Raw genomic sequence first — 18785 nt, 5'->3', positions numbered from 1 at the left:
TGTCATCTAGGGAATGCAATGCATATATTATTCATTGGTTATGGTAAAACATCACAACGTGTTGCCAAACATTTAATTGGTCACGGTCACCAAATTAGCACAATCAGCCGTAGCCCGAAAGTTGCTGATGGTGCAAATCATCTGATTCAGGATATTCATTCCCTTGATTTAAGTGAACTTTCTCCTATAGATGTTGTTTATATATTACTTAGTCCTGAAAACTCAAGTGTAGAAGCCTATCAAGATTGTTTTCTTGACAGTATACCGGCAATGCGCAAAGCACTTGCTTTGCATCCAATACAGCGGATCATTATTGTATCTTCTACACGTGTGTATGGTGAACATCAGGGTGAAATTATTAATGATGAAACTGTGATTATTCCAAACGATGCACAAGGACAGATTTTGTTGAAGATGGAGCAAGCTTGGCAAATGGCTTATCCAATGCAAAGTATTATTGTGCGTCCAAGTGGCATTTATGGTCGTTCGATTCAACGAATGTGTAAGTTAGCTGAAAGGACCCATAGTTATCCCAATATTCATTGGACGAATCGGATTCATATAAATGATTTAGCAGCTTTTCTTGCATATTTACTTCACGTGGAACCTCATGCTGCCAGTTATATTGTAAGCAACCAACAGCCCATGCCTCTACATTTAACTCTGCAATGGTTTCAACAACAATTATCTTTGCCACAGTTAAATTTAGAAAGCGAAGTGTGCACAGGAAAGAGGATTTATGCTACCCGGCTTCAGCAGTCTGGTTTTCAGCTTAAACATATTGATTGTTTTGCGGACTATAAAGTGGCTTTAGATGAATTAAGTTAATTGAAGGTGTTTAAAATCTAAATGAGCACCCTCTCAAAGTGCTCATTTACTTCATAAATAGATGAACTGTCTCTTTATAGATATAAATGATACGAAGTACATTAAGCTGTTAAATATCAATTTTTTTAAATAAAAAGAAAGGAATGTGGCGAATAATAAACATTAGTAAACGCCATTTGCTTGGGGTGTAAAGTGTTGGTTTACTGATTTGAATCGCCTGTACAATATCTTGAGCAACATCTTCAGCAGAAGCGAGTTTTCCTTTGCTAGTCATACCAAGTGTCATGGTTGTTGCAGTTGGGCCAGGCTTAACTAAAGTAACATCTACTGATGAGTGAAGTAGGGCCAAACGATGTTGTAGACCTTGTATGTATTTATCAATCATCGCTTTGGCAGAGCCATAGATATAGTTAGATTTTCTAGCACGATCTGCTGCGACTGAACTGATAATAGCCAATTTTCCATGGTCTTTTTCTATCATGTGTTTGATGATTGTTTCTGTAAATAATAGGGGGGAAATCGCATTCACCTGCATAGTATATTGGCATGATTCAAGATTCGTTTGACACTTTTCTTGGTCTGGTAATACGCCATGAGCGATAAGCGCAATATCAATGGTGTGATGTTGGTAGAGCGTATTAATATATTGTTCTATTTCTACAGCATCGAGAAAATTAAGTGTTTTTAGATGTAACTCTGCCTCAGGATATCTCACTTTTAAGTCCTGACTAACACGTTGCAATTTTTCTAAATTACGACTACATAAAATGATTTCGCAAGGCTGTTGTTTTAGCCATTGTCTAGCACAATGTTCAGCAATGGTTGATGTAGCACCAATAATTAAAATCTTTATTTTTTTTGACATTTATACACCTAATAGACGACGAGACATTTCTGAACTTATGCCTGGATCAATATATTTAAAAAATTCGTTAAAACGTGGATAACCCATCTCAAATAAATCACGAGACATTCGTGTATCTTTAGCTAAATAGAGCCGTCCTTCTGCTTCTGCAGTGATACGGTCTAATTCATTAAACAACTTTAATGTTTTGTCACCTCGGTTAGGGAAATCAAGTGCAAGGGTTACACCAGAGCGAGGAAAACTGAGTAGACCACCAGACTCCCGATCTCCAAAAGTCTTTAAAACAGCTAAAAAAGAACCCTCACCTGATTTTTTAATGATTTTCAGCATTTCATGTATTGCCTCTTGGCCGATATGACGAGGTACTACACATTGATATTGATAAAAGCCTTTTTTTCCATACATTTTATTCCACTGCTGAAGTGCATCTAATGGATAGAAAAACTTTTCATAATGAAGTCGTTGCGTTTTTGTTTTACGTTTATTGTTATGAAAATAGGCAAAATTAAATAGAGGTAAACTCAAACGATTAACTAAAGAAAAAGGAGGAGAAATAGGAAAGGTTTTATCTTGAATAGTGGGGAGATGTGGGTATTGATGTTGCTGATTAGCAAAATTACCACGTATAAATAAGCCGTTTGCTTCTTTTCCTTGCACACAGTCAATCCAAGAAACACTATGCTCCCAGTCTGCTATAGACTGATCAGATAAAGTGAAAAAGTCATTTAAGCTATAGTAGGGAACAGTCTCTGCTTCAATCCACCCCCCCTCAATTGCACGTAGTTGAAGAGTCGCTTCAACGATGACACCAGTTAATCCGATACCACCCAATGTTGCAAAAAACCATTCTGGATTTTCTAAGCGCGAACAATTGATAACCTCACCATTGGTTCGAACCAGCTTTATTGAAATTAAATGATCACCAAAAGAACCAAAATGATGATGGTTTTTACCATGAATATCATTGGCAATCGCACCACCCACAGTAATCATTTGCGTGCCAGGTGTTACGGGAAGCAGCCAACCTTGAGGCAGTAAACTACGTTGAATATCTTGTAATATCACTCCTGCTTCACACTGTAAAATGCCTGTTTTGAGATTAAAAGAAATAAAATGATTCAGTTGGGTTGTTAACCATATTGTATTATTCCGATTTAATGCGACATCTCCATAACTTCTACCCATGCCATGTGAAATACCCTTATTTGAAGTTAAATTAATTTGATTAATAACACTATTTGAATTAATGAGTGAAATTACTCTGTGTTTATTATTTGTTAATCTACCCCATGATTGAATTTTATTCATAAAAATAAACCGTTTGAAAAACAAAAAATTTATCAAGAAAGTACTTTAATATATAACCAATAATTAAACCAATTGCTCCACCTAAATATCGCATGGCATCACTTTCATATATAATTTGAAAACCAAATTCGAAAGCCCAAAATATAAAAGTAGTAAATATTCCCATTATTAGATAGAGAATAAATACTTTTGATTCATGTTTTAGGTTTTTAGTTTGGTATTTAAAAATAAATTTTTTATCTAATAGGTACTTAATTATAAGTCCTGTAGCGGTTCCCATAATAATTGAGGTTTGGATGTGGAATAATCCTGTATAAAAATGCATGGAAATAATCTGTGTGGATATGTTTGTGAGTGTGGCAACTATGGCAAATAAACCATAGAACGTTGCAATTTTAATTGAATTAATCATTTTGTAGTTTAGATTTTTATGAAACAGATACATAATATAATACAGAAGAGCCCATTTCTAGTGGAGCTTGATGGATTAATAAAGCTAGTTAGGATAAAACAATGGGTCAAGAATTTCTTTGTTTTAGCACCATTGATATTTTCTAGTCAGTTTTTAAATATTAATGCAGTTTATTCCGCATTTTTTACATTTTTTGTATTTTGCTTGGCTGCATCGGCTGTATATATTGTAAATGATCTAAGAGATATTGAAAAAGATAGGGCTCACCCACAAAAATCAAAAAAACGTCCACTTGCATCAGGTGCTGTAAGTCCTAAAAGCGCCATTATATTATTGGTTGTTATTTATATTCTGCTCGCATTTTCTTGGTTTATCTCTGCTAAAGTTATTTATGTGGTTGCATTATATTTATTACTTAATTGGGCATATACCTTTAAATTAAAACATGCACCTGTAATTGAAATATTTGTTGTTGCTGTAGGGTTTGTGCTGCGAGTTTATGCAGGGGCTGTTGCACTGAGTGTTCCTGTTTCTGATTGGATGTTTATTACTACTTTGAGCATTTCTTTGTATTTAGCTTCGATTAAACGCCGTCAAGAGCTGGTTGAGAGTGGGATTCAGGGTAGAGGTGTACTTGAATATTACTCAGTCTCTTTGATTGACCGTTTTGCTGAGATGTCTGCAATTAGCTCAATTGTGTTTTATAGCCTCTATGTTATGCAAGTACAGCCCAAGCTCATCATTAGCATACCTTTGGTCATGTTTGGTTTATTTCGATATTGGTTCATTGTTGAAACTTTAAAAGGTGGTGAGTCTCCTACTGATGTACTTTTACAAGATTGGCAAATCATGATGACCGTTTTGGTTTGGGCTGCTATTTGTACTTGGGCTTTATTAGCTGTTTAATTTTTTGGATTTTGTTGTGAATAATAATAGTTATTTGATTACTCCTTTTTTGGCGTGGTTAGCAGCCGGCTGTATAAAATTTTTAATTAATTCGATTCGGGCGAAAAAGTTAGCATTTTCGCTGATTGGCTATGGTGGATTACCCAGTAATCATAGTGCAATAGTGAGTAGCATGACTGCTTTAATTGTTTTAAACGAGGGTATTTATAGTCCAGCATTTGGTGTGGCACTGACACTGAGTTTTATTGTGTTATTAGATGCAAATAGTTTAAGACGTGCTGTAGGTCAGCATGCAGTACTCATTAATCAGCTGGTAAAAGACAATATTGAAGTTAAACCACTTCGAGAGCGTATGGGGCATAGTAAAGTTGAAATTGTCGCTGGAATAGTTGTTGGTATATTCGTTGCTATAATCATCAAGAGCTTTTTGGGGGGATATCTATGAAATTAGCTATGCCTTTTTTAAAATTATCTTTTTTTATATTTTTAATTTTAATTGTGGTCATTTTTATTCATAGTGATGGATTTGGCTTTAGTTTTAAAATAAATATAGATGATTATCTTTATACATCATGGTTGTTTAATTATGACTATGGGTTTATGAGGAGAGCCTTAATTGGTGAGTTAATTTCATTGTTAGGTTTTTCCTATGATTATAAAGTAATTCGCTTTATTTCTTTGATTATATATATTGTTCTCTTTTTTATTTTTTCAGTTTTTTTAGTAAAAAGTTTGAAGAAAGTTAAAGTTGATGGTTTGTACTTATATGTGGGATGTATATTAAGTTTTTCTTTTTTTACATCTCAGTGGTTGCTAGAATTGGGTAGGTTTGATCAAATTTTACAAATCTTAAGTTTGATTGTTTTATATGTATCATTAAAAATAAATAATTATATTTTTTCATTTCTCTGTATTTGTGTCGTTATTGTTCTTTCTGCTTTAATTCATGAAGCTTCTTTAATTATTTTTATTCCAACGCTTATTTTAATTTTCTATCTTAAATCTAAAAATATTTATTTAACAATTTTATTGTCATCTTTTTTATTACTGGCAGTGCTGTTGATGCTGGTATTCGGTAAAATTTCAATTTCGCAGGCTAATCATATCGTAGAGTTACATCAGGCAGATAAAAAATTTAATTTATATGCTGTGAGAACAACAACTTTAAGCTTTAGAGATAATTTTTTATCAAGCTATTATTCATTCTTCGATAATAAAACTTATATACCCTTAATATTAAGTTTTATTTTTATTTATCCTGTTTTTTCTTTTTTAAAGCATTGTTACTATAAAAATATTAAATTATATGTGCTTATACCAACTTTAACACCTTTAGCTTTGGCTTTAATTGCTTTTGACTATTATCGTTGGGTCGCATTGGCCTTGTTTAATATAACTATTTTGACATTCTATTTAATTAATTCCGAAAAAATAAGTGGTGTTAGAATTAAGGAATATTTTGAACAAAACAAACGTTTTTTTATTGTATATGCTGCAATTTGTTTATTTGTTGGGCCATTTGGCGTGGTGAGATTTTTACCGAATATTTATAGTGCCAATTCAGGTGGTTTAGCAACTACCCGCTTACCTAGCGAGGTTTTGCTCAAGCTAAATTTAGAAGCGTCAACTCAAGGACAACTATTCTCAGTCAGTACAAATAATGCTGGGTGGAGACTGGAAACCAATTTTATTCAAGATCACAATATTGAGAAAGCTATTCAATGGTATGAAGTTGAGGCAGCTGAAGGAAATCCACAGGCAAAAAATAACTTAGCGCTAATCTATACACGGGGTGGATTTATACAGATTGATTATCAAAAAGCACTAAGTTTATTGAAGTCCATAAGCTCAATAGATCCCGACGCAACTAATAACTTAGGTGTAATGTATGCGAATGGTCTTGGTGTAGAAGCTAACGGTGAAAAAGCTTTAATTTATTACCATCAAGCGGTTGAGCAAGGCTCTGCTGCTGCAATGTATAATATTGGCATCAGCTATTCACATGGGTTAAATGGTTTAAAGCAAGATAAAAAAGAGGCACAAATCTGGTTTAAAAAGGCTGCAATTTTAGGTTATCGCCCTGCGGTTAATAAAGTAAAAAACTAGCATAGATCGCGAGCAAAAAATTGCTCGCTCTTTTTTTACTGTGTATATGCAGTGAGTTGTTTTAAATCAATTCCAGCACCACCACAAACAATGACGAGGACGTTTTCATGTGGCTCGAATTGGATTTTTTGTTGATACAGAATTGAAAGTGAAGCACCACAAGCAGGTTCCACTAAAGTACGGTGATCATCTAAAAATGAGAAACAACTACTTACTGTTTCTTGATCTGTTACTTTTAGACTATGAACTTGATGATTTTGGCTCAGTTCAAATGCTTGTTTACATACTTGTTTGGCAGCAAGTGTTGTTGCAATTCCTGTGACCTCTTCTAAAGCAATATGTTTTCCTGCTTGCATTGCAGCATTTAAGGATGCCGTACCTTCAGTTTCAACTGCATAAATTGGGATATTAATATTATGTCGATCAAGCCCTTGAATAACCCCAGAGAGTAAGCTACCGCCACCTACAGATAAAACAACTGCATCTGGGTTAAGGCCAGCTTGTATTACTTCATCAATTAAATCTGAAACACCCTCCCACAGCAGTGGGTCATCAAAAGGGTGAATATAAACACTATCTTTATCTACAAGAGATAAGGCTAGACTATTTGCTTCAACCCATGAAGCGCCATGTACAATTAAATGAGCACCTTGTTGTTTAATTAAATCTTGAGCTTTATTTGATGTGGTTTCTGGTACAACAATCGTTGCTTTAAGATTAAGCATACGTGCAGCATAGGCTACAGCAATACCAGCATTTCCTCCTGAAGAGCAGATAAAGTGTTTGGCGCCTTGTTCAGCGTGTGTCTGACAAGCGCGCCCAATACTTCTCAGTTTAAAGGACCCTGTTGGTTGGCTAGATTCCATTTTTAGCCAAACTTGACAGTGATTCAGTTGACTTAATTTAGGGCTATGAATGAGCGGAGTTTCAATGCTGAGTTTCATATATTGCAATGAGTCTAGAAGTGTAGAGAACCAAGCAGCATGCAATAGTTGAGATTATTTGGTCAAGTAAAAAACAGATTATATTTCATATTGTGTATTATTGATTAAATTATGGAAGTGTGGATAATTCCATATAATATTTAATATATGATAATTGAATAACTATTATGAGAAATCAACAATTCATTCTGTCTCTAAGTTTATTGCTATGTACAACATTGGCTCAAGCAAAGCCCGAACAGTTTTATAAACCTTATGTGAGTAGCAATACTGTTGAGAATATACAGCCCAAACAGTATGTTATTCGTGCTGTGAACGTCACATTGAACAGTAAGATTGATGCTCCAAGCTTTTTAAATCAAGATCAAATTAAAGCGCGTTATATTGAAAAACTTAATGATGAATTAAAACAAAGAAATATGCTTGCAACAGCACAAACCAAGCAGCCAATTTATGTTGATTTTGATATCAAACAGACCCGAGTATTTGCTGGTGAAGGACTTAAGTTCATAAGCTCTAAAGTTGTTGGAAAGTATGCACACAGTACTTTACAGTATAGCTCAACCTTACAATCAGGAAATGCTGAACTGGCAAAATTAGTGGTTGGTGAACAGATTTCGATGGGGAATAAAGGCAGTCTAGGGAAAATTGTACGAGATTTATCTGGTGCGGCGAATGAAAATAATGAGCTTTCAGACATAGATAGCTTCGCGCATTTTATGGCTGAAAAACTACCAAAAGAATAGCCCTATGAAAAACGCCTTATTCAAATGAATAAGGCGTTTTTGAATTTACTTTTTCTTGCGTTTTAAACGTTTTTTCGCATTTTGTGCAGCAAGTGCATCTAGTGCTTCTTTTAGCTCTTCATCTGTAAACGAAGTAATGTGTTGTAGCATTTGTAAAGTTGCATCATCCAAGACTAGGTTTGCATACTTAGCAATATTACGGAACTCTTCGTCAAAGACTAAACCACCATCTTCATTAGTACTGATATAGCCGCGTTGTGTTAAAACTTTCATAAAGCTTTGGAAGAGTGCTTTATCAAAAAATTCAGGTGAGTTGAACTCATGTAGAACGGATAAACGTTGCCCCAACAAATGACTTAGTTCTTCAACTTGACGTGTAGAAATATTACCAGGCCCACGCTGAGTAATGAGCGCAAGCATCATGCAATAGCGTTCTAAACTATGAATAACAGGTGCGGCCAAAACAGCAAGCTGATTATGATCTTCTGTGTTACGTACAGGACTATTGAGTAAACCATCTGCATCAATATCAATAAGTTTAGCATTGGCTAAAGCGCTAACATATTGGTTAATGCGTTCTGCCAGCTCCTCATCTTGCCATTTTAGGAAAAGCTCTGCTTTTAGGAATGGGTAAAGTGTACAAATAACATTAATGAGATCTTTGGTTGAAATTTTACCATTATGCTCAACCAACGCCGCAATAAGTGAAGGCAAGATAAAGGCATGCAAAATATTGTTGCGGAAATAGGTGAGCAATACTGCTTGACCATCTTCAATTGCAATAATATCACCTAAAACATGCGGCACTCGTTTGATTAATTTAAGTTTTAACCCGTAACGAATGATTTCTTTGCCTGATAATGGCGTGACTTGCATACGGGTATCATAAGGTAATGCATGTAATAAATTACGATAAGTATCGAGTTGTTTGATACAGATTTCTTCATCTAAAGTATGCTTTGGTGTACCTAATAAAATCAGTGATAGCAATGAAACAGGATTAATCACTGCTGCGCGGTTGATATTTTCTAAAATGGCAATCGCTGAGCTGTTTACGACATTGGAGATCTCTGGTGGAATAGGATCATCATTGTGTTCAATACGAAAGTTTTCAGCATGATGCTGTTTGAGTAAATCATTTAAAAAAACAGGCTCGCCAAAATTGACATGAACTTTACCAAAGATACGTTCAATTTTACGTAGTGCTTTAACTAAACCAAAGATAGATTCAGCTTCTTTAGGTTTACCTTGCATTTCACCAACATAAGTCGAACCTTCCATCAGACGTTCATAACCAATATAAGTGGGTACAAATACAATAGGTTTTGATTTATTACCATTACGCAAGTGACTATGAATTGTCATTGCGAGCATACCTGTTTTAGGCGGTAATAGACGGCCTGTGCGTGAGCGGCCACCTTCTATAAAGTATTCAAGTGGCGTATTGCGCGACAAAATACTATATAAATATTCTTTAAATACCGCTGTATAAAGCGCATTGCCTCTAAATGAACGACGAATAAAGAATGCACCACCGCCACGGAGTAATTGACCTACAAATGGTAGGTTTAAGTTATCACCTGCTGCGATATAAGGCACCATCATGCCGCGTCTGAAGATTACATATGACAATAATAAATAATCAATATGGCTACGGTGACATGGGGTGTAGACAATTTGATAGTCTTTAGCAAGTTCACGAACCATACTAAAGTTATGAACTTCAACACCATCGTATAACTGAGTCCAAAGACGAGTTAATGCCATTTCAGCAAAACGTACAGCTGAGTAAGAATAGTCAGATGCAATTTCATTAACAAAACCTATCGCACGGCGTTCTGCCTCAACTAAACTGATTTTAGAACGTACACTTTCCTTACGAATAGCATCTTGCACTTCTTCTGATTTAATCAATGAATGCATGACATTACGACGATCTGATAAGTCAGGACCAAGTACGACTTCACGTTGACGATCTAAGTAACTATTTAATTGACTGGTAATACAAGTGGCAGGTGAAAGGTTAGGATGTTTAGTTGTTGCTTCAGCAATTAAAGCTTGTAAAGACTGGGCAGGGTGGAATTCTAAATAAGACTGACGCCCATGCAAACTAATGTTCATCAGCTGCTTAACTTTGCTTGGCGTTGCCCAGGTGTCAGTAAATAATAATTTAAATAGAGAATCTTCTTTATCTGGTGAGCGTCCCCATAATACGGTGACTGGCACAAGTTCAACATCACATGTTGGATGTTTTTGTAGGAACTCGATTAAACGTAATAATCGTGGTGGATAAGCATAAGGGGGCGGATTAACGAGATTCGTTTCATCTTGATGTTGTAAAAACAGTAAAGCAGTTTTTTCTTGGTGTCCTGAAAGTTGAAAAGGATCAAGTGCTGCTTGGAGCTTTAACCGACGGGTTTCACTATCAACAATTAGCGCATTGCTACGTGAATGATTTTGTAATACATAGCAAACAACTTTTTCAGTCGTATTTTGTTCAGTAGAAGCAGTTGATGTTTCACTAGGAACTTCGCCAAGTACGTGTGGTGTCACGACTAGATCGAGGAGTTTACTGGAAAGACGGCGATAAATTTGACCAAAACTACTCTTGGACATATAGGCTCCTAGCGAATGATGCAACGATTTCATTGATTATTAAGCAATTATTTTTACTAAAATTTAAACCTTAACCAGTGTGTAAAATCTAGTCGGTCATTTTAAAAACGTTGAATCTGCGTGGTAAGAAATAAAACTTGCAAGATTATATCAAATAACGATTATGACAATATAGTAAGTCAAGAGCAGATTTCGTCAAATAGGCGTTGTTGATCTGTTTCACATCCCTGAAAAAAGCTGTTCATTAATACGGTGAAATGTCATTGTGTATGATATCTGGCACAATGAGACATACGCAGTTGTCAATAATGGCATGTAATATATAGCTCAATTGACTGAGTTAAAAGGACATCAAACGAAGATGAGTGATCTAACCCAAGAATTGATTGAATTATTAACCCTTGAGAAACTGGAAGAACATATCTTTCGAGGACAAAGTCGAAATTTGGTAGGTAAACGTGTTTTTGGTGGACAAGTACTGGGTCAGGCTTTGCGAGCAGCCTCATATACGACTGATCGTCCCGCACATTCTATGCATGCTTATTTTTTGTTCGGCGGAGATATTCATGCTCCGATCATTTATGAAGTTGAAAAATTACGTGATGGAAAAAGTTTTCTAAGTAGACAGGTCCATGCAATTCAACATGGGCGTATTATCTTTTCTGCGATGATCTCTTTTGCACATCCTGAGGCTGGACTTGAATATCAGGTTGATGCTCCATTGTATCCACATCCAGAGCAATTGGTGTCTGAGCAAGATCTAAAATCAAAGGTTATTGATCTTGTACCTGAAAATTTAAGACCTGCTTTTATGCGTCCACGCCAAGTCGAAATTCGTCCGATTAATGTTGCTAACCCTTTTCAACCGCAGCCAGAAGCCCCACTTACCGCACATTACTTACGTACCTATAAGTCTATTCCACAAGAGTTTGCAGATGATGTGAGTTTGCATCAAGCGATTGTGGCCTTTTATTCGGATTACACTTTAATGGGTACTGCAATTCGCCCACATGGTTTAAGTTATTTTTCTGCAAGTCTGCAATGTGCCAGCATTGATCATGCTATTTATTTTCATAAACCATTACGAGCTGATGAGTGGATGTTATATGACATGGAGGCAACGGTGAGTGCGAGTTCTCGTGGTTTGAACTTTGGCCGTATGTGGCAAAATGGCGAGTTGGTTTGTAGTACAACACAAGAAGGGCTTATGCGCATACGTGAAATTAATGCGCCATAATATAAAAAGTAATAGACCACAGTACAATGTACTGTGATCTATAGTGGTGTTTAATTTAATGTCAATTAAGCAACTTTAGGCAGTGCTCTTTTTGCAGCAGGAGAACTTGCTAAGTAGGCCAAAGCATCTTCTGTTTTAGCTTCATAAGCAGGGTTGTACCAAGGCATGAGATAGCCCAATTGTTGAGATACAAGCCAGAGCGGATGGGGTAATAGTTGATGGTTAATTTGGGCAATACGATGCCATTCTAACCAAATCCATGGTTTATATATTGCTGGGCGATGTGCTTCGAAACGTGGATCTTGTTTTAGAATGTGCGCAGCACCATCAACCCAAATGCCTAAAACTAAAGCAATCACGATAATACTTTGATAGTAACGTGAAATATAGCCTCCACCAAGATGACGATATAAATCGAAAGATACACTACGGTGTTCTACCTCTTCAGCACCATGCCATTTAATAAGGTCGAGCATATTGGGATCTGCACCTAGTTCTTCCCAATGTTGATTATAAAGCGCATATTTTCCGAGCACACAGGTCATATGTTCGATGGTTGCAATGATACCCAGTCTAAATAGATCCCATCGTTGCTCAACCCGTGGGCTTAGTTTCATGCCAAAGGGACGATCTGCGAGTATTTTTGTGAAGAGTGTGTTCATTAAATCAATATTGCGCTGAATATCAATGTGGCGTTCAGTTAGATATTCTGTATTGGCAGAGCTATGCGCTTTGGCATGCATTGCTTCTTGACGAATAAAGGCTTGTACATCAGCTTTGAGCTTTTCATCGGTGATTTGTGGCAATACCTTGTTATAAAGTCGGCAAAACCAAAATTCACCGGCAGGTAAAATCATATTTATTTCATTAATAAAATAACTGACAAAAGGCTGATGAGGAACCCAGTCTAAAGGTGTTTGTTGCCATTCAAATTTTACTTTGCGAGGTTTGATGTCATAGCGCGTAGAAGGGCCGGTTCTACGTCTTTTAAATATCGAGAGTATATTCAAGATCATGTCCTTATTGTTGTTAGATGTAAATAAAGAGCTTTGATCCAGTTTAAAAAAAAATAATTGCGGTAACTAAGCAATAGGGGACATTATGACGTCAATAGGTGAAGTATTTTGTTAGACAATAATATTGCATCTTAGCAAGATGCAATATTTTAACTGGCTTAACGGCGTTATTATTTGCGCTAAAGGGTATTTATTTTTTTTCTAAGTAACAGTATGCAATATAAGCACGGCGCCAAACGGTTATTGCACAGCCTATATTGAGTATAATCAACGCAACGAGCATGACATAATCATGTGACCAAAAGTATTGTTCTATGGCACAGAGTACGCAAGCTAAAGTAAGTAGCGCCATACGATGTTGTTTTGCCATGGGGCCTGTAAAATTAGCTGGTGCACCTATAGAGACAGCAAGTGTTCTAACATATGCAGTGAGTACAGCCAGTAATGCTGCTGACCACGCTAGAGTATCTCCAAAGCTCACACATATTAATGAATAGCCTGCAGCAATAATGATTAAAGGATCTGAAATGCGGTCAGGTATATCATTAAATAATTCTCCTGATGCAGTTGATTTCCCCCCCTCAATTGCAACTAAGCCATCAAATAAGTTACACAGCAAACGTCCTTGAATAAATAATGCAGCAAGTAGATATAATGAAACTTGGCTCAATCCATTAAAATTAGGTGCAAAGAATAAACATAGTGCAGCTAATGCTGCAAAAAAAATACTGCTAATGGAGATGTGATTAGGTGTAATTGATTTTTGACTTAGCCAGCGTGCAAAACGAGAGACAAGGCCAACGCCACGTACTTTGAGAGGGCGACGATTTTCAAGAGATGGGTCTTGATGGTTTTGCTGATGTTCAGATGGTGTATTAGGTTTCATTATGTCTTTCGCATATGCTGGTGGTTTTTAGTGTGTTGGCATTTGTTTATATAGCTTAATATTCGTAAAGAATGCAAAGAGTAGTGCAACGGTTAATGCTGGTGAAACAGTTTTAATTATGTCAGGTGTATGAATTAATGAATGCACGGTAATTAAACAAGAACCTGTAAACACGACTGTGATAATTGGAGGAAGAATAAATTTTGCAAAGTTGCTTTTATACCAGTTAAATTGTTTTTCAATTAGAAAGGTCATAAAGAGTGTAATTAAGAAACTACAGACGCCTTGTGCTATACCAGAAATGAACCCAGCTTCTATACCAGCCTGTTGATTATTAACATAAAAAGACCACGAGCCCCAGAGGGCTAAGGCAAAAAAAGCAGACAGAAAATTATAACGTTGCGTATTTTTAATTGTCTGTTTCATAGGCAAAAAAAATTATATGTGTAAAATATCTGAATATTATGGGATATTTCCCTATATATCAATCGACAATACTGTTGTATTTATAACAGTGAATTTGAAAAATAGGGAATTGGGTTGTAGCAATGAATAATTCACCACCATCACCTTCCACCAGCCCGACTGATCATATTATCTCTAAGCAATTTGCACGGTTTCTTTCTTTTTGTGTGCGACGCGGAGCACGCTCGCTAACAGGGGCCCGTAGTTTGTGGGTAGGTTGTCAGCCTGAAGCAAAACAACGGATTTATTTTGCTAATCATAATAGTCACATTGATTTTATTTTATTGTGGTCTTCTTTGCCTAAAGATATTCGCCAAAAAACTCGTCCTGTGGCTGCCTCAGATTATTGGCTAAAAGATGGTTTTCGACGTTTTCTAATTCAAGATACTTTTTCTGGGATTACAATTGCACGTAATGCTGCTGGTGCTTCCGATCCATTAATAGCGATTAAAGAGGCATTAGATCAAGGGGATTCGATTATTTTTTTCCCAGAGGGTACTCGTAATTTAAGTGATGATACTGAGTTATTAGATTTTAAAAGTGGCTTATATCATTTAAGTCAACAGTATCCAGATGTTGAGTTTGTTCCTGTATGGATTTCCAATTTAAAACGAGTAATGCCTAAAGGGGTGCTAATGCCATTGCCATTACTGTCTACAGTTATTTTTGGCGAGCCATTACAGCGAAACCCTGATTGGAATAAAGCTGAGTTTTTAAGTGATGCTAAACAGCGTTTATTAGATCTAAAAGGACATGAGCTAAAATAATGCTAAATAATTTTCAACAAACTTATCTGCTATTTGGTATTTTTTCGGTCATTTTAGTGATCGCTTCTAGCATTGGTTTTATTTTGAAACGTCGAGCTGGGGATAGAGATTCTCCTGTTATTGATAACCTTAATGCACGTATTAATGCTTGGTGGGTAATGCTCATCGTTTTAGCCATTGCTGTGCTTATGGGGCAAACCGTTTTTATTATTTTATTCGGTATTATTTCCTTCTTTGCCTTACGTGAATTTGTCAGTTTGTTGCCTACTCGTAGGGGCGATTATTTCCCTCTATTAATTGCATTTTATTTTGTTATTCCTTATCAATACTATTTGGTATACAGCAATTGGTATGGGCTTTATTCTCTTTTTATCCCACTCTATGTCTTTTTGTTAGTTCCAATAGCAAGTTTAAAGGCCGAAGATACAACCCATTTTTTAGAGCGTAGTGCAAAAATTCAATGGGGTTTGATGGTGAGTGTGTTCTGTATTTCACACGTGCCCGCTTTATTTAATCTAAATATTCCAGGTTTTCATGGTGAGAAAATTTGGTTAGCCATTTGGTTAATTATGGTGGTGCAGGCTTCTGATGTTCTGCAATATGTTTGTGGTAAATTGTTTGGTAAACATAAGGTTGCACCTAATTTATCTCCCTCAAAAACAATTGAGGGTTTGTTAGGTGGTATTCTGCTTGCAACAGCTTTGGGGGTGGCAATGTCATGGTTGACACCATTTAACTATGTGCAAGCCGCATTAATGGGCTTTATTGTTTGTATTTTTGGTTTCTTTGGTGGGTTAGTCATGTCTGCGATTAAACGCGATCGTGGTGTTAAAGACTGGGGGAATCTCATTCAAGGACATGGTGGCATGTTGGATCGTATTGATTCTATCTGCTTTTCCGCACCAATTTTCTTTCATATTTTACGTTATTGGTGGAGCTGATTTTTAAGCTGTCGATAGGGTGAGGACGGCTATTCATAATATGCCGTTTCCCATGGCGACAGGGATGTCGCCTATGGGAAAAGAAGATGTTACTTTGTGCCTCATAAAGTAGGGCAATGATCAAAGTGTAGGTACTAAAATAAGTACGGTTTTTGAGGTTTTGAATATCGTAGATTATGGATCAATGCGTGGTGATTGTTCATGTTCTTCAATATCAATTACTTCACTGTCTAGATCGCTATCAGCATCCTCTTCAGACATCGTCGGAATTGCATCAAGATCAAACTCAGCAGTTTGTTCTAAGGTGTAGTTTAAGCGTCCAGCCATCACACTAGCCAACTCTTCTAGACCTTGTTTATTAAGTGATGAGAAAAGTTGAATAGAGAACTGAAGTTTCATCTTTTTCAGTTGCTGTTGTACATCAAGTAGCGCCTTACTTGCTGGGCCTCGATTGAGTTTATCAGACTTGGTTAATAGCACATGTACAAACAGTTTACGTGAGTATGCCCACTCTAACATCATGACATCAAAGTGTTGTAGGGGATGTCGAATGTCCATGAGTAGAACCAGTCCTTGCAGGCTTTTTCGATGAATTAGATAATTTTCTAACTCTTTTTGCCAAACAATTTTCATTGCTTCTGGTACTGCTGCATAGCCGTAACCTGGCAAGTCAACTAAGCGTTGATCTGGATTGCCTAAGCTAAAAAAGTTAATCATCTGGGTACGGCCAGGTCTTTTTGATGCACGTGCAAGTTGTTTTTGGTTGGTGAGCGCATTAATTGCGCTAGATTTTCCTGCATTAGAACGACCAGCAAAAGCGATCTCATACCCAGTGTCTTCAACACATAAACTAAGTTTAGGGGCACTCATCAAAAATTCTGCTTGGCGTAGCCAGTTTAAGGAAGCCGTTGAATATTCTGAAATCGCAGGATCAGCTTTTTTCTCATAACTAATTTTTTTCTTTGGCGCGTTAGAGACTCGACTGTTTCTAGATTTTCCACTATTGCGATGCATAGCACTCAACTTTTCAACATAAACAATTGTTGGGCATTATAAAGGATGAGAGCCTTGCAGGCGAATTAAACCTGTAATAGTAAGTAAAATCAAAGTGTAATGACGTGTATTGGTGTATTGTTATTGTCTTGAGGATTCATTTGAAGGACTTGACGCAGTGTGTACTGCTCTAAAGAAGCATAGAATTGTTCTAATGCTTGATCAAGAATACCTTTGAGTTGACAGTTGGGGCGTAATACACAAGGAGGGTTATTACACTCCACAATTTGTTGATCACCTTGTAGGTTACGTACAATTTCACTGAGTTTTAAATCTAAAGTTGAAGTATTAAGATATAAACCACCACCCTTGCCACGGATTGTCGTAATCCAGTCACGTTTTGCCATAAAGTGAACAATTTTAACTAAATGATTTTGAGAAACCTCTAGGTTTAGAGCTAATTCTGCGATGGTATAAGGGGTGTCTCTTGGTGTAGAGATATAGACCAATATTCGCAAAGCATAATCAGTAAACTTATTCAGTTGCATGTGGCTGCGTCATTTGAGTTGGGCAAGATGACTTGATCATAGCGTGATTGAGCTGAGAAGGGAATGTATTACAGTATTTTGACAGCTACCTTGGTTTTTATTGTTGTTTGATTGGCCAATGGCATGTAATAAACGACACCTTATGAAGCAATTCTATTGCCTCATAAGGTGTTTGAAGTAAATTTACTTGTTTAGTGGTGCGCTAAGTTCCACTTGATTACCAACTGTATAGTGCTCAAGTAAGATGTTTGCGACAGAGAACTCGGTACGATTTTCTTCTGCTTTTACTAAGAATTGATACTGTTGTTCTTGGTTATTAGTGAGTACAAATTGATGCGGCTGATGTAAATCATGTCCAGGCACTTTGACTTTAACTGAAACAAATTGTCCTGCTGTTGCTGGAAGAATTGCCTGATGGTCGCTGGCCGTTACTGTGTAAAGTTGTCCAGCTTCATTTGTCTCAATATTAGAAATCTCAAATGATCTCCAACCTGCCCAGCCACCTTGTTGAGCGGCAAGTGTCTCGTATTTCTGTTTCTCTACACCAATTAAAATGTCAGCCAGTTGTAGGTAAGCTTGTTTCCATGCTTCGATGAGTTCTGACTCGAATGGTACATCCAATACTTCACTAATCGAGTGTAATAGGTTTTCGCCCACAATCGAATATTGATCAGGCTGGATATCTAGACTCACATGTTTAGTGGCCATGCGTTCAACTGCTTTGGCTAAAGCAGCTGGATTTTCAATATGTTCTGCATAAGCGAGCACTGCAGCTGCAAGAGCACGAGGTTGACGACCAGAAGTTTGGCTGTCCATGTTAAATACATTTTTTAAATCTGGGTTATTGTTAAGCATACGCTTATAAAAATAACTGGTTAGGGTAACACCATTTTCACGTAAAACAGGGACAGTGCTTTTTACAAGTTCAATTTGCTGTGGAGTCATAGTCATGGCGAGAACTGCTGCGTTTGTTATAAGATGTATTTAAAATACATTTTTAAAGATGGGTTGTAAATAGACAAATAGAAAATTACTTAATTATTTTATGGGATTAATAGATTAGCTTATTATTTTGCAACATCTGATCTATATTGCTGGTAAAGGGTGCAACTTTTTATCTTACTTACAATACAGTACGGGTGCAGCAAGAGCATACCTTTGTAAGTAAGATTTTAAAACATATAAATAAAAAATATTGAAT

The 18785-nt window shown here is 36.5% G+C and carries 19 protein-coding genes; 8 read left to right on the top strand and 11 right to left on the bottom strand.

Annotated features, from left to right (window positions below; all coding sequences use genetic code 11):
- Positions 1-18: 18 nt before the first annotated feature.
- Positions 19-828 carry an NAD-dependent epimerase/dehydratase family protein gene (locus tag RFH42_RS08635; RefSeq protein ID WP_308975185.1) on the top strand — a complete coding sequence of 270 codons (810 nt, stop codon included), beginning with the start codon at positions 19-21 and terminating at the stop codon, positions 826-828.
- Positions 829-937: 109 nt separating this feature from the next.
- Here RFH42_RS08635 and RFH42_RS08630 read toward each other — a convergent pair whose 3' ends face one another.
- Genes RFH42_RS08630 through RFH42_RS08620 form a run of 3 tightly spaced genes read right to left on the bottom strand, consistent with a single transcriptional unit; the run spans position 938 to position 3413 of the window.
- Positions 938-1693, bottom strand: coding sequence for an SDR family NAD(P)-dependent oxidoreductase (locus RFH42_RS08630; protein WP_308975184.1), 756 nt, complete (start codon positions 1691-1693; stop codon positions 938-940).
- Positions 1694-3001, bottom strand: a complete 1308-nt coding sequence (locus tag RFH42_RS08625) for an FAD-binding oxidoreductase (protein WP_308975183.1) — start codon at positions 2999-3001, stop codon at positions 1694-1696. It abuts the gene before it with no gap.
- Positions 2994-3413, bottom strand: coding sequence for a GtrA family protein (locus tag RFH42_RS08620; RefSeq protein ID WP_308975182.1), 420 nt, complete (start codon positions 3411-3413; stop codon positions 2994-2996). Before RFH42_RS08620 ends, RFH42_RS08625 begins: the two co-directional genes overlap by 8 nt.
- 18 nt (positions 3414-3431) lie before the next feature.
- Between RFH42_RS08620 and RFH42_RS08615 the strand changes: the two genes are divergently transcribed.
- Genes RFH42_RS08615 through RFH42_RS08605 form a run of 3 tightly spaced genes read left to right on the top strand, consistent with a single transcriptional unit; the run spans position 3432 to position 6425 of the window.
- The gene (locus RFH42_RS08615; protein ID WP_374990727.1) at positions 3432-4319 is read left to right on the top strand and encodes a decaprenyl-phosphate phosphoribosyltransferase; all 888 of its coding nucleotides are present in this window, start codon (positions 3432-3434) and stop codon (positions 4317-4319) included.
- A gap of 16 nt (positions 4320-4335) precedes the next feature.
- A complete protein-coding gene (locus tag RFH42_RS08610) occupies positions 4336-4764 on the top strand; it encodes a divergent PAP2 family protein (protein WP_308975181.1) in 429 nt (142 codons plus the stop codon).
- On the top strand, positions 4761-6425 hold the full coding sequence (locus tag RFH42_RS08605) for a tetratricopeptide repeat protein (RefSeq protein ID WP_308975180.1): 1665 nt from the start codon (positions 4761-4763) through the stop codon (positions 6423-6425). The genes RFH42_RS08610 and RFH42_RS08605 overlap by 4 nt, the downstream gene beginning before the upstream one ends.
- A 35-nt stretch (positions 6426-6460) precedes the next feature.
- On the opposite strand, the gene RFH42_RS08600 is transcribed toward RFH42_RS08605, so the two are convergent.
- Positions 6461-7369, bottom strand: coding sequence for a pyridoxal-phosphate dependent enzyme (locus tag RFH42_RS08600; RefSeq protein ID WP_308975179.1), 909 nt, complete (start codon positions 7367-7369; stop codon positions 6461-6463).
- A 167-nt stretch (positions 7370-7536) separates the two neighbouring features.
- Between RFH42_RS08600 and RFH42_RS08595 the strand changes: the two genes are divergently transcribed.
- On the top strand, positions 7537-8115 hold the full coding sequence (locus RFH42_RS08595) for a hypothetical protein (RefSeq protein WP_308975178.1): 579 nt from the start codon (positions 7537-7539) through the stop codon (positions 8113-8115).
- A 45-nt stretch (positions 8116-8160) separates the two neighbouring features.
- On the opposite strand, the gene plsB is transcribed toward RFH42_RS08595, so the two are convergent.
- Positions 8161-10731 (bottom strand): glycerol-3-phosphate 1-O-acyltransferase PlsB, encoded by a 2571-nt coding sequence (plsB, locus tag RFH42_RS08590; RefSeq protein WP_308975177.1) that lies wholly within the window; start codon positions 10729-10731, stop codon positions 8161-8163.
- A gap of 361 nt (positions 10732-11092) precedes the next feature.
- Here plsB and RFH42_RS08585 point away from each other — a divergent pair, with 361 nt between their 5' ends.
- The gene (locus RFH42_RS08585; protein ID WP_308975176.1) at positions 11093-11968 is read left to right on the top strand and encodes an acyl-CoA thioesterase; all 876 of its coding nucleotides are present in this window, start codon (positions 11093-11095) and stop codon (positions 11966-11968) included.
- Between the two features lie 65 nt (positions 11969-12033).
- On the opposite strand, the gene RFH42_RS08580 is transcribed toward RFH42_RS08585, so the two are convergent.
- The 3 genes from RFH42_RS08580 to RFH42_RS08570 all read right to left on the bottom strand — a co-directional run bounded on the left by RFH42_RS08580 (position 12034) and on the right by RFH42_RS08570 (position 14296).
- On the bottom strand, positions 12034-12984 hold the full coding sequence (locus RFH42_RS08580) for a metal-dependent hydrolase (protein WP_374990823.1): 951 nt from the start codon (positions 12982-12984) through the stop codon (positions 12034-12036).
- Between the two features lie 190 nt (positions 12985-13174).
- Complete coding sequence (locus RFH42_RS08575) at positions 13175-13870, bottom strand: CDP-alcohol phosphatidyltransferase family protein (RefSeq protein WP_308975174.1); 696 nt, start codon at positions 13868-13870, stop codon at positions 13175-13177.
- Between the two features lie 27 nt (positions 13871-13897).
- The gene (locus RFH42_RS08570; protein ID WP_308975173.1) at positions 13898-14296 is read right to left on the bottom strand and encodes a hypothetical protein; all 399 of its coding nucleotides are present in this window, start codon (positions 14294-14296) and stop codon (positions 13898-13900) included.
- A 122-nt stretch (positions 14297-14418) separates the two neighbouring features.
- On the opposite strand from RFH42_RS08570, the gene RFH42_RS08565 reads away from it, so the two are divergent.
- Entirely contained in the window at positions 14419-15102 is a 684-nt protein-coding gene (locus tag RFH42_RS08565) for a lysophospholipid acyltransferase family protein (RefSeq protein WP_308975172.1), read from the top strand.
- Positions 15099-16043 (top strand): phosphatidate cytidylyltransferase, encoded by a 945-nt coding sequence (locus tag RFH42_RS08560; protein ID WP_308975243.1) that lies wholly within the window; start codon positions 15099-15101, stop codon positions 16041-16043. Before RFH42_RS08565 ends, RFH42_RS08560 begins: the two co-directional genes overlap by 4 nt.
- 174 nt (positions 16044-16217) lie before the next feature.
- Here RFH42_RS08560 and yihA read toward each other — a convergent pair whose 3' ends face one another.
- From yihA to RFH42_RS08545, 3 genes are all read right to left on the bottom strand, one after another.
- On the bottom strand, positions 16218-17057 hold the full coding sequence (gene yihA / locus RFH42_RS08555) for a ribosome biogenesis GTP-binding protein YihA/YsxC (RefSeq protein ID WP_308975171.1): 840 nt from the start codon (positions 17055-17057) through the stop codon (positions 16218-16220).
- A gap of 89 nt (positions 17058-17146) precedes the next feature.
- Complete coding sequence (locus tag RFH42_RS08550) at positions 17147-17584, bottom strand: RrF2 family transcriptional regulator (RefSeq protein ID WP_308975170.1); 438 nt, start codon at positions 17582-17584, stop codon at positions 17147-17149.
- Between the two features lie 183 nt (positions 17585-17767).
- On the bottom strand, positions 17768-18529 hold the full coding sequence (locus RFH42_RS08545; RefSeq protein ID WP_308975242.1) for a globin domain-containing protein: 762 nt from the start codon (positions 18527-18529) through the stop codon (positions 17768-17770).
- Positions 18530-18785: the final 256 nt, after the last annotated feature.

The sequence above is a fragment of the Acinetobacter rudis genome, from assembly GCF_031157835.1.
Lineage (GTDB): Bacteria > Pseudomonadota > Gammaproteobacteria > Pseudomonadales > Moraxellaceae > Acinetobacter > Acinetobacter rudis_A.
Note: the sequence above shows the minus strand (reverse complement) of the source record. Positions and strands in the feature narration are given on the sequence as shown.

Bases quoted from the DNA above. Each gene is read 5' to 3' on its own strand.
- RFH42_RS08630 (WP_308975184.1), bottom strand. From the start codon at position 1,693: ATGTCAAAAAAAATAAAGATTTTAATTATTGGTGCTACATCAACCATT.
- RFH42_RS08545 (WP_308975242.1), bottom strand. From the start codon at position 18,529: ATGACTCCACAGCAAATTGAACTTGTAAAAAGCACTGTCCCTGTTTTA.
- RFH42_RS08600 (WP_308975179.1), bottom strand. From the start codon at position 7,369: ATGAAACTCAGCATTGAAACTCCGCTCATTCATAGCCCTAAATTAAGT.
- RFH42_RS08580 (WP_374990823.1), bottom strand. From the start codon at position 12,984: ATGATCTTGAATATACTCTCGATATTTAAAAGACGTAGAACCGGCCCT.
- RFH42_RS08605 (WP_308975180.1), top strand. From the start codon at position 4,761: ATGAAATTAGCTATGCCTTTTTTAAAATTATCTTTTTTTATATTTTTA.
- RFH42_RS08585 (WP_308975176.1), top strand. From the start codon at position 11,093: ATGAGTGATCTAACCCAAGAATTGATTGAATTATTAACCCTTGAGAAA.
- plsB (WP_308975177.1), bottom strand. From the start codon at position 10,731: ATGTCCAAGAGTAGTTTTGGTCAAATTTATCGCCGTCTTTCCAGTAAA.
- RFH42_RS08565 (WP_308975172.1), top strand. From the start codon at position 14,419: ATGAATAATTCACCACCATCACCTTCCACCAGCCCGACTGATCATATT.
- RFH42_RS08550 (WP_308975170.1), bottom strand. From the start codon at position 17,584: ATGCAACTGAATAAGTTTACTGATTATGCTTTGCGAATATTGGTCTAT.
- RFH42_RS08575 (WP_308975174.1), bottom strand. From the start codon at position 13,870: ATGAAACCTAATACACCATCTGAACATCAGCAAAACCATCAAGACCCA.
- RFH42_RS08620 (WP_308975182.1), bottom strand. From the start codon at position 3,413: ATGATTAATTCAATTAAAATTGCAACGTTCTATGGTTTATTTGCCATA.
- RFH42_RS08595 (WP_308975178.1), top strand. From the start codon at position 7,537: ATGAGAAATCAACAATTCATTCTGTCTCTAAGTTTATTGCTATGTACA.
- yihA (WP_308975171.1), bottom strand. From the start codon at position 17,057: ATGCATCGCAATAGTGGAAAATCTAGAAACAGTCGAGTCTCTAACGCG.
- RFH42_RS08615 (WP_374990727.1), top strand. From the start codon at position 3,432: ATGAAACAGATACATAATATAATACAGAAGAGCCCATTTCTAGTGGAG.
- RFH42_RS08625 (WP_308975183.1), bottom strand. From the start codon at position 3,001: ATGAATAAAATTCAATCATGGGGTAGATTAACAAATAATAAACACAGA.
- RFH42_RS08635 (WP_308975185.1), top strand. From the start codon at position 19: ATGCATATATTATTCATTGGTTATGGTAAAACATCACAACGTGTTGCC.
- RFH42_RS08570 (WP_308975173.1), bottom strand. From the start codon at position 14,296: ATGAAACAGACAATTAAAAATACGCAACGTTATAATTTTCTGTCTGCT.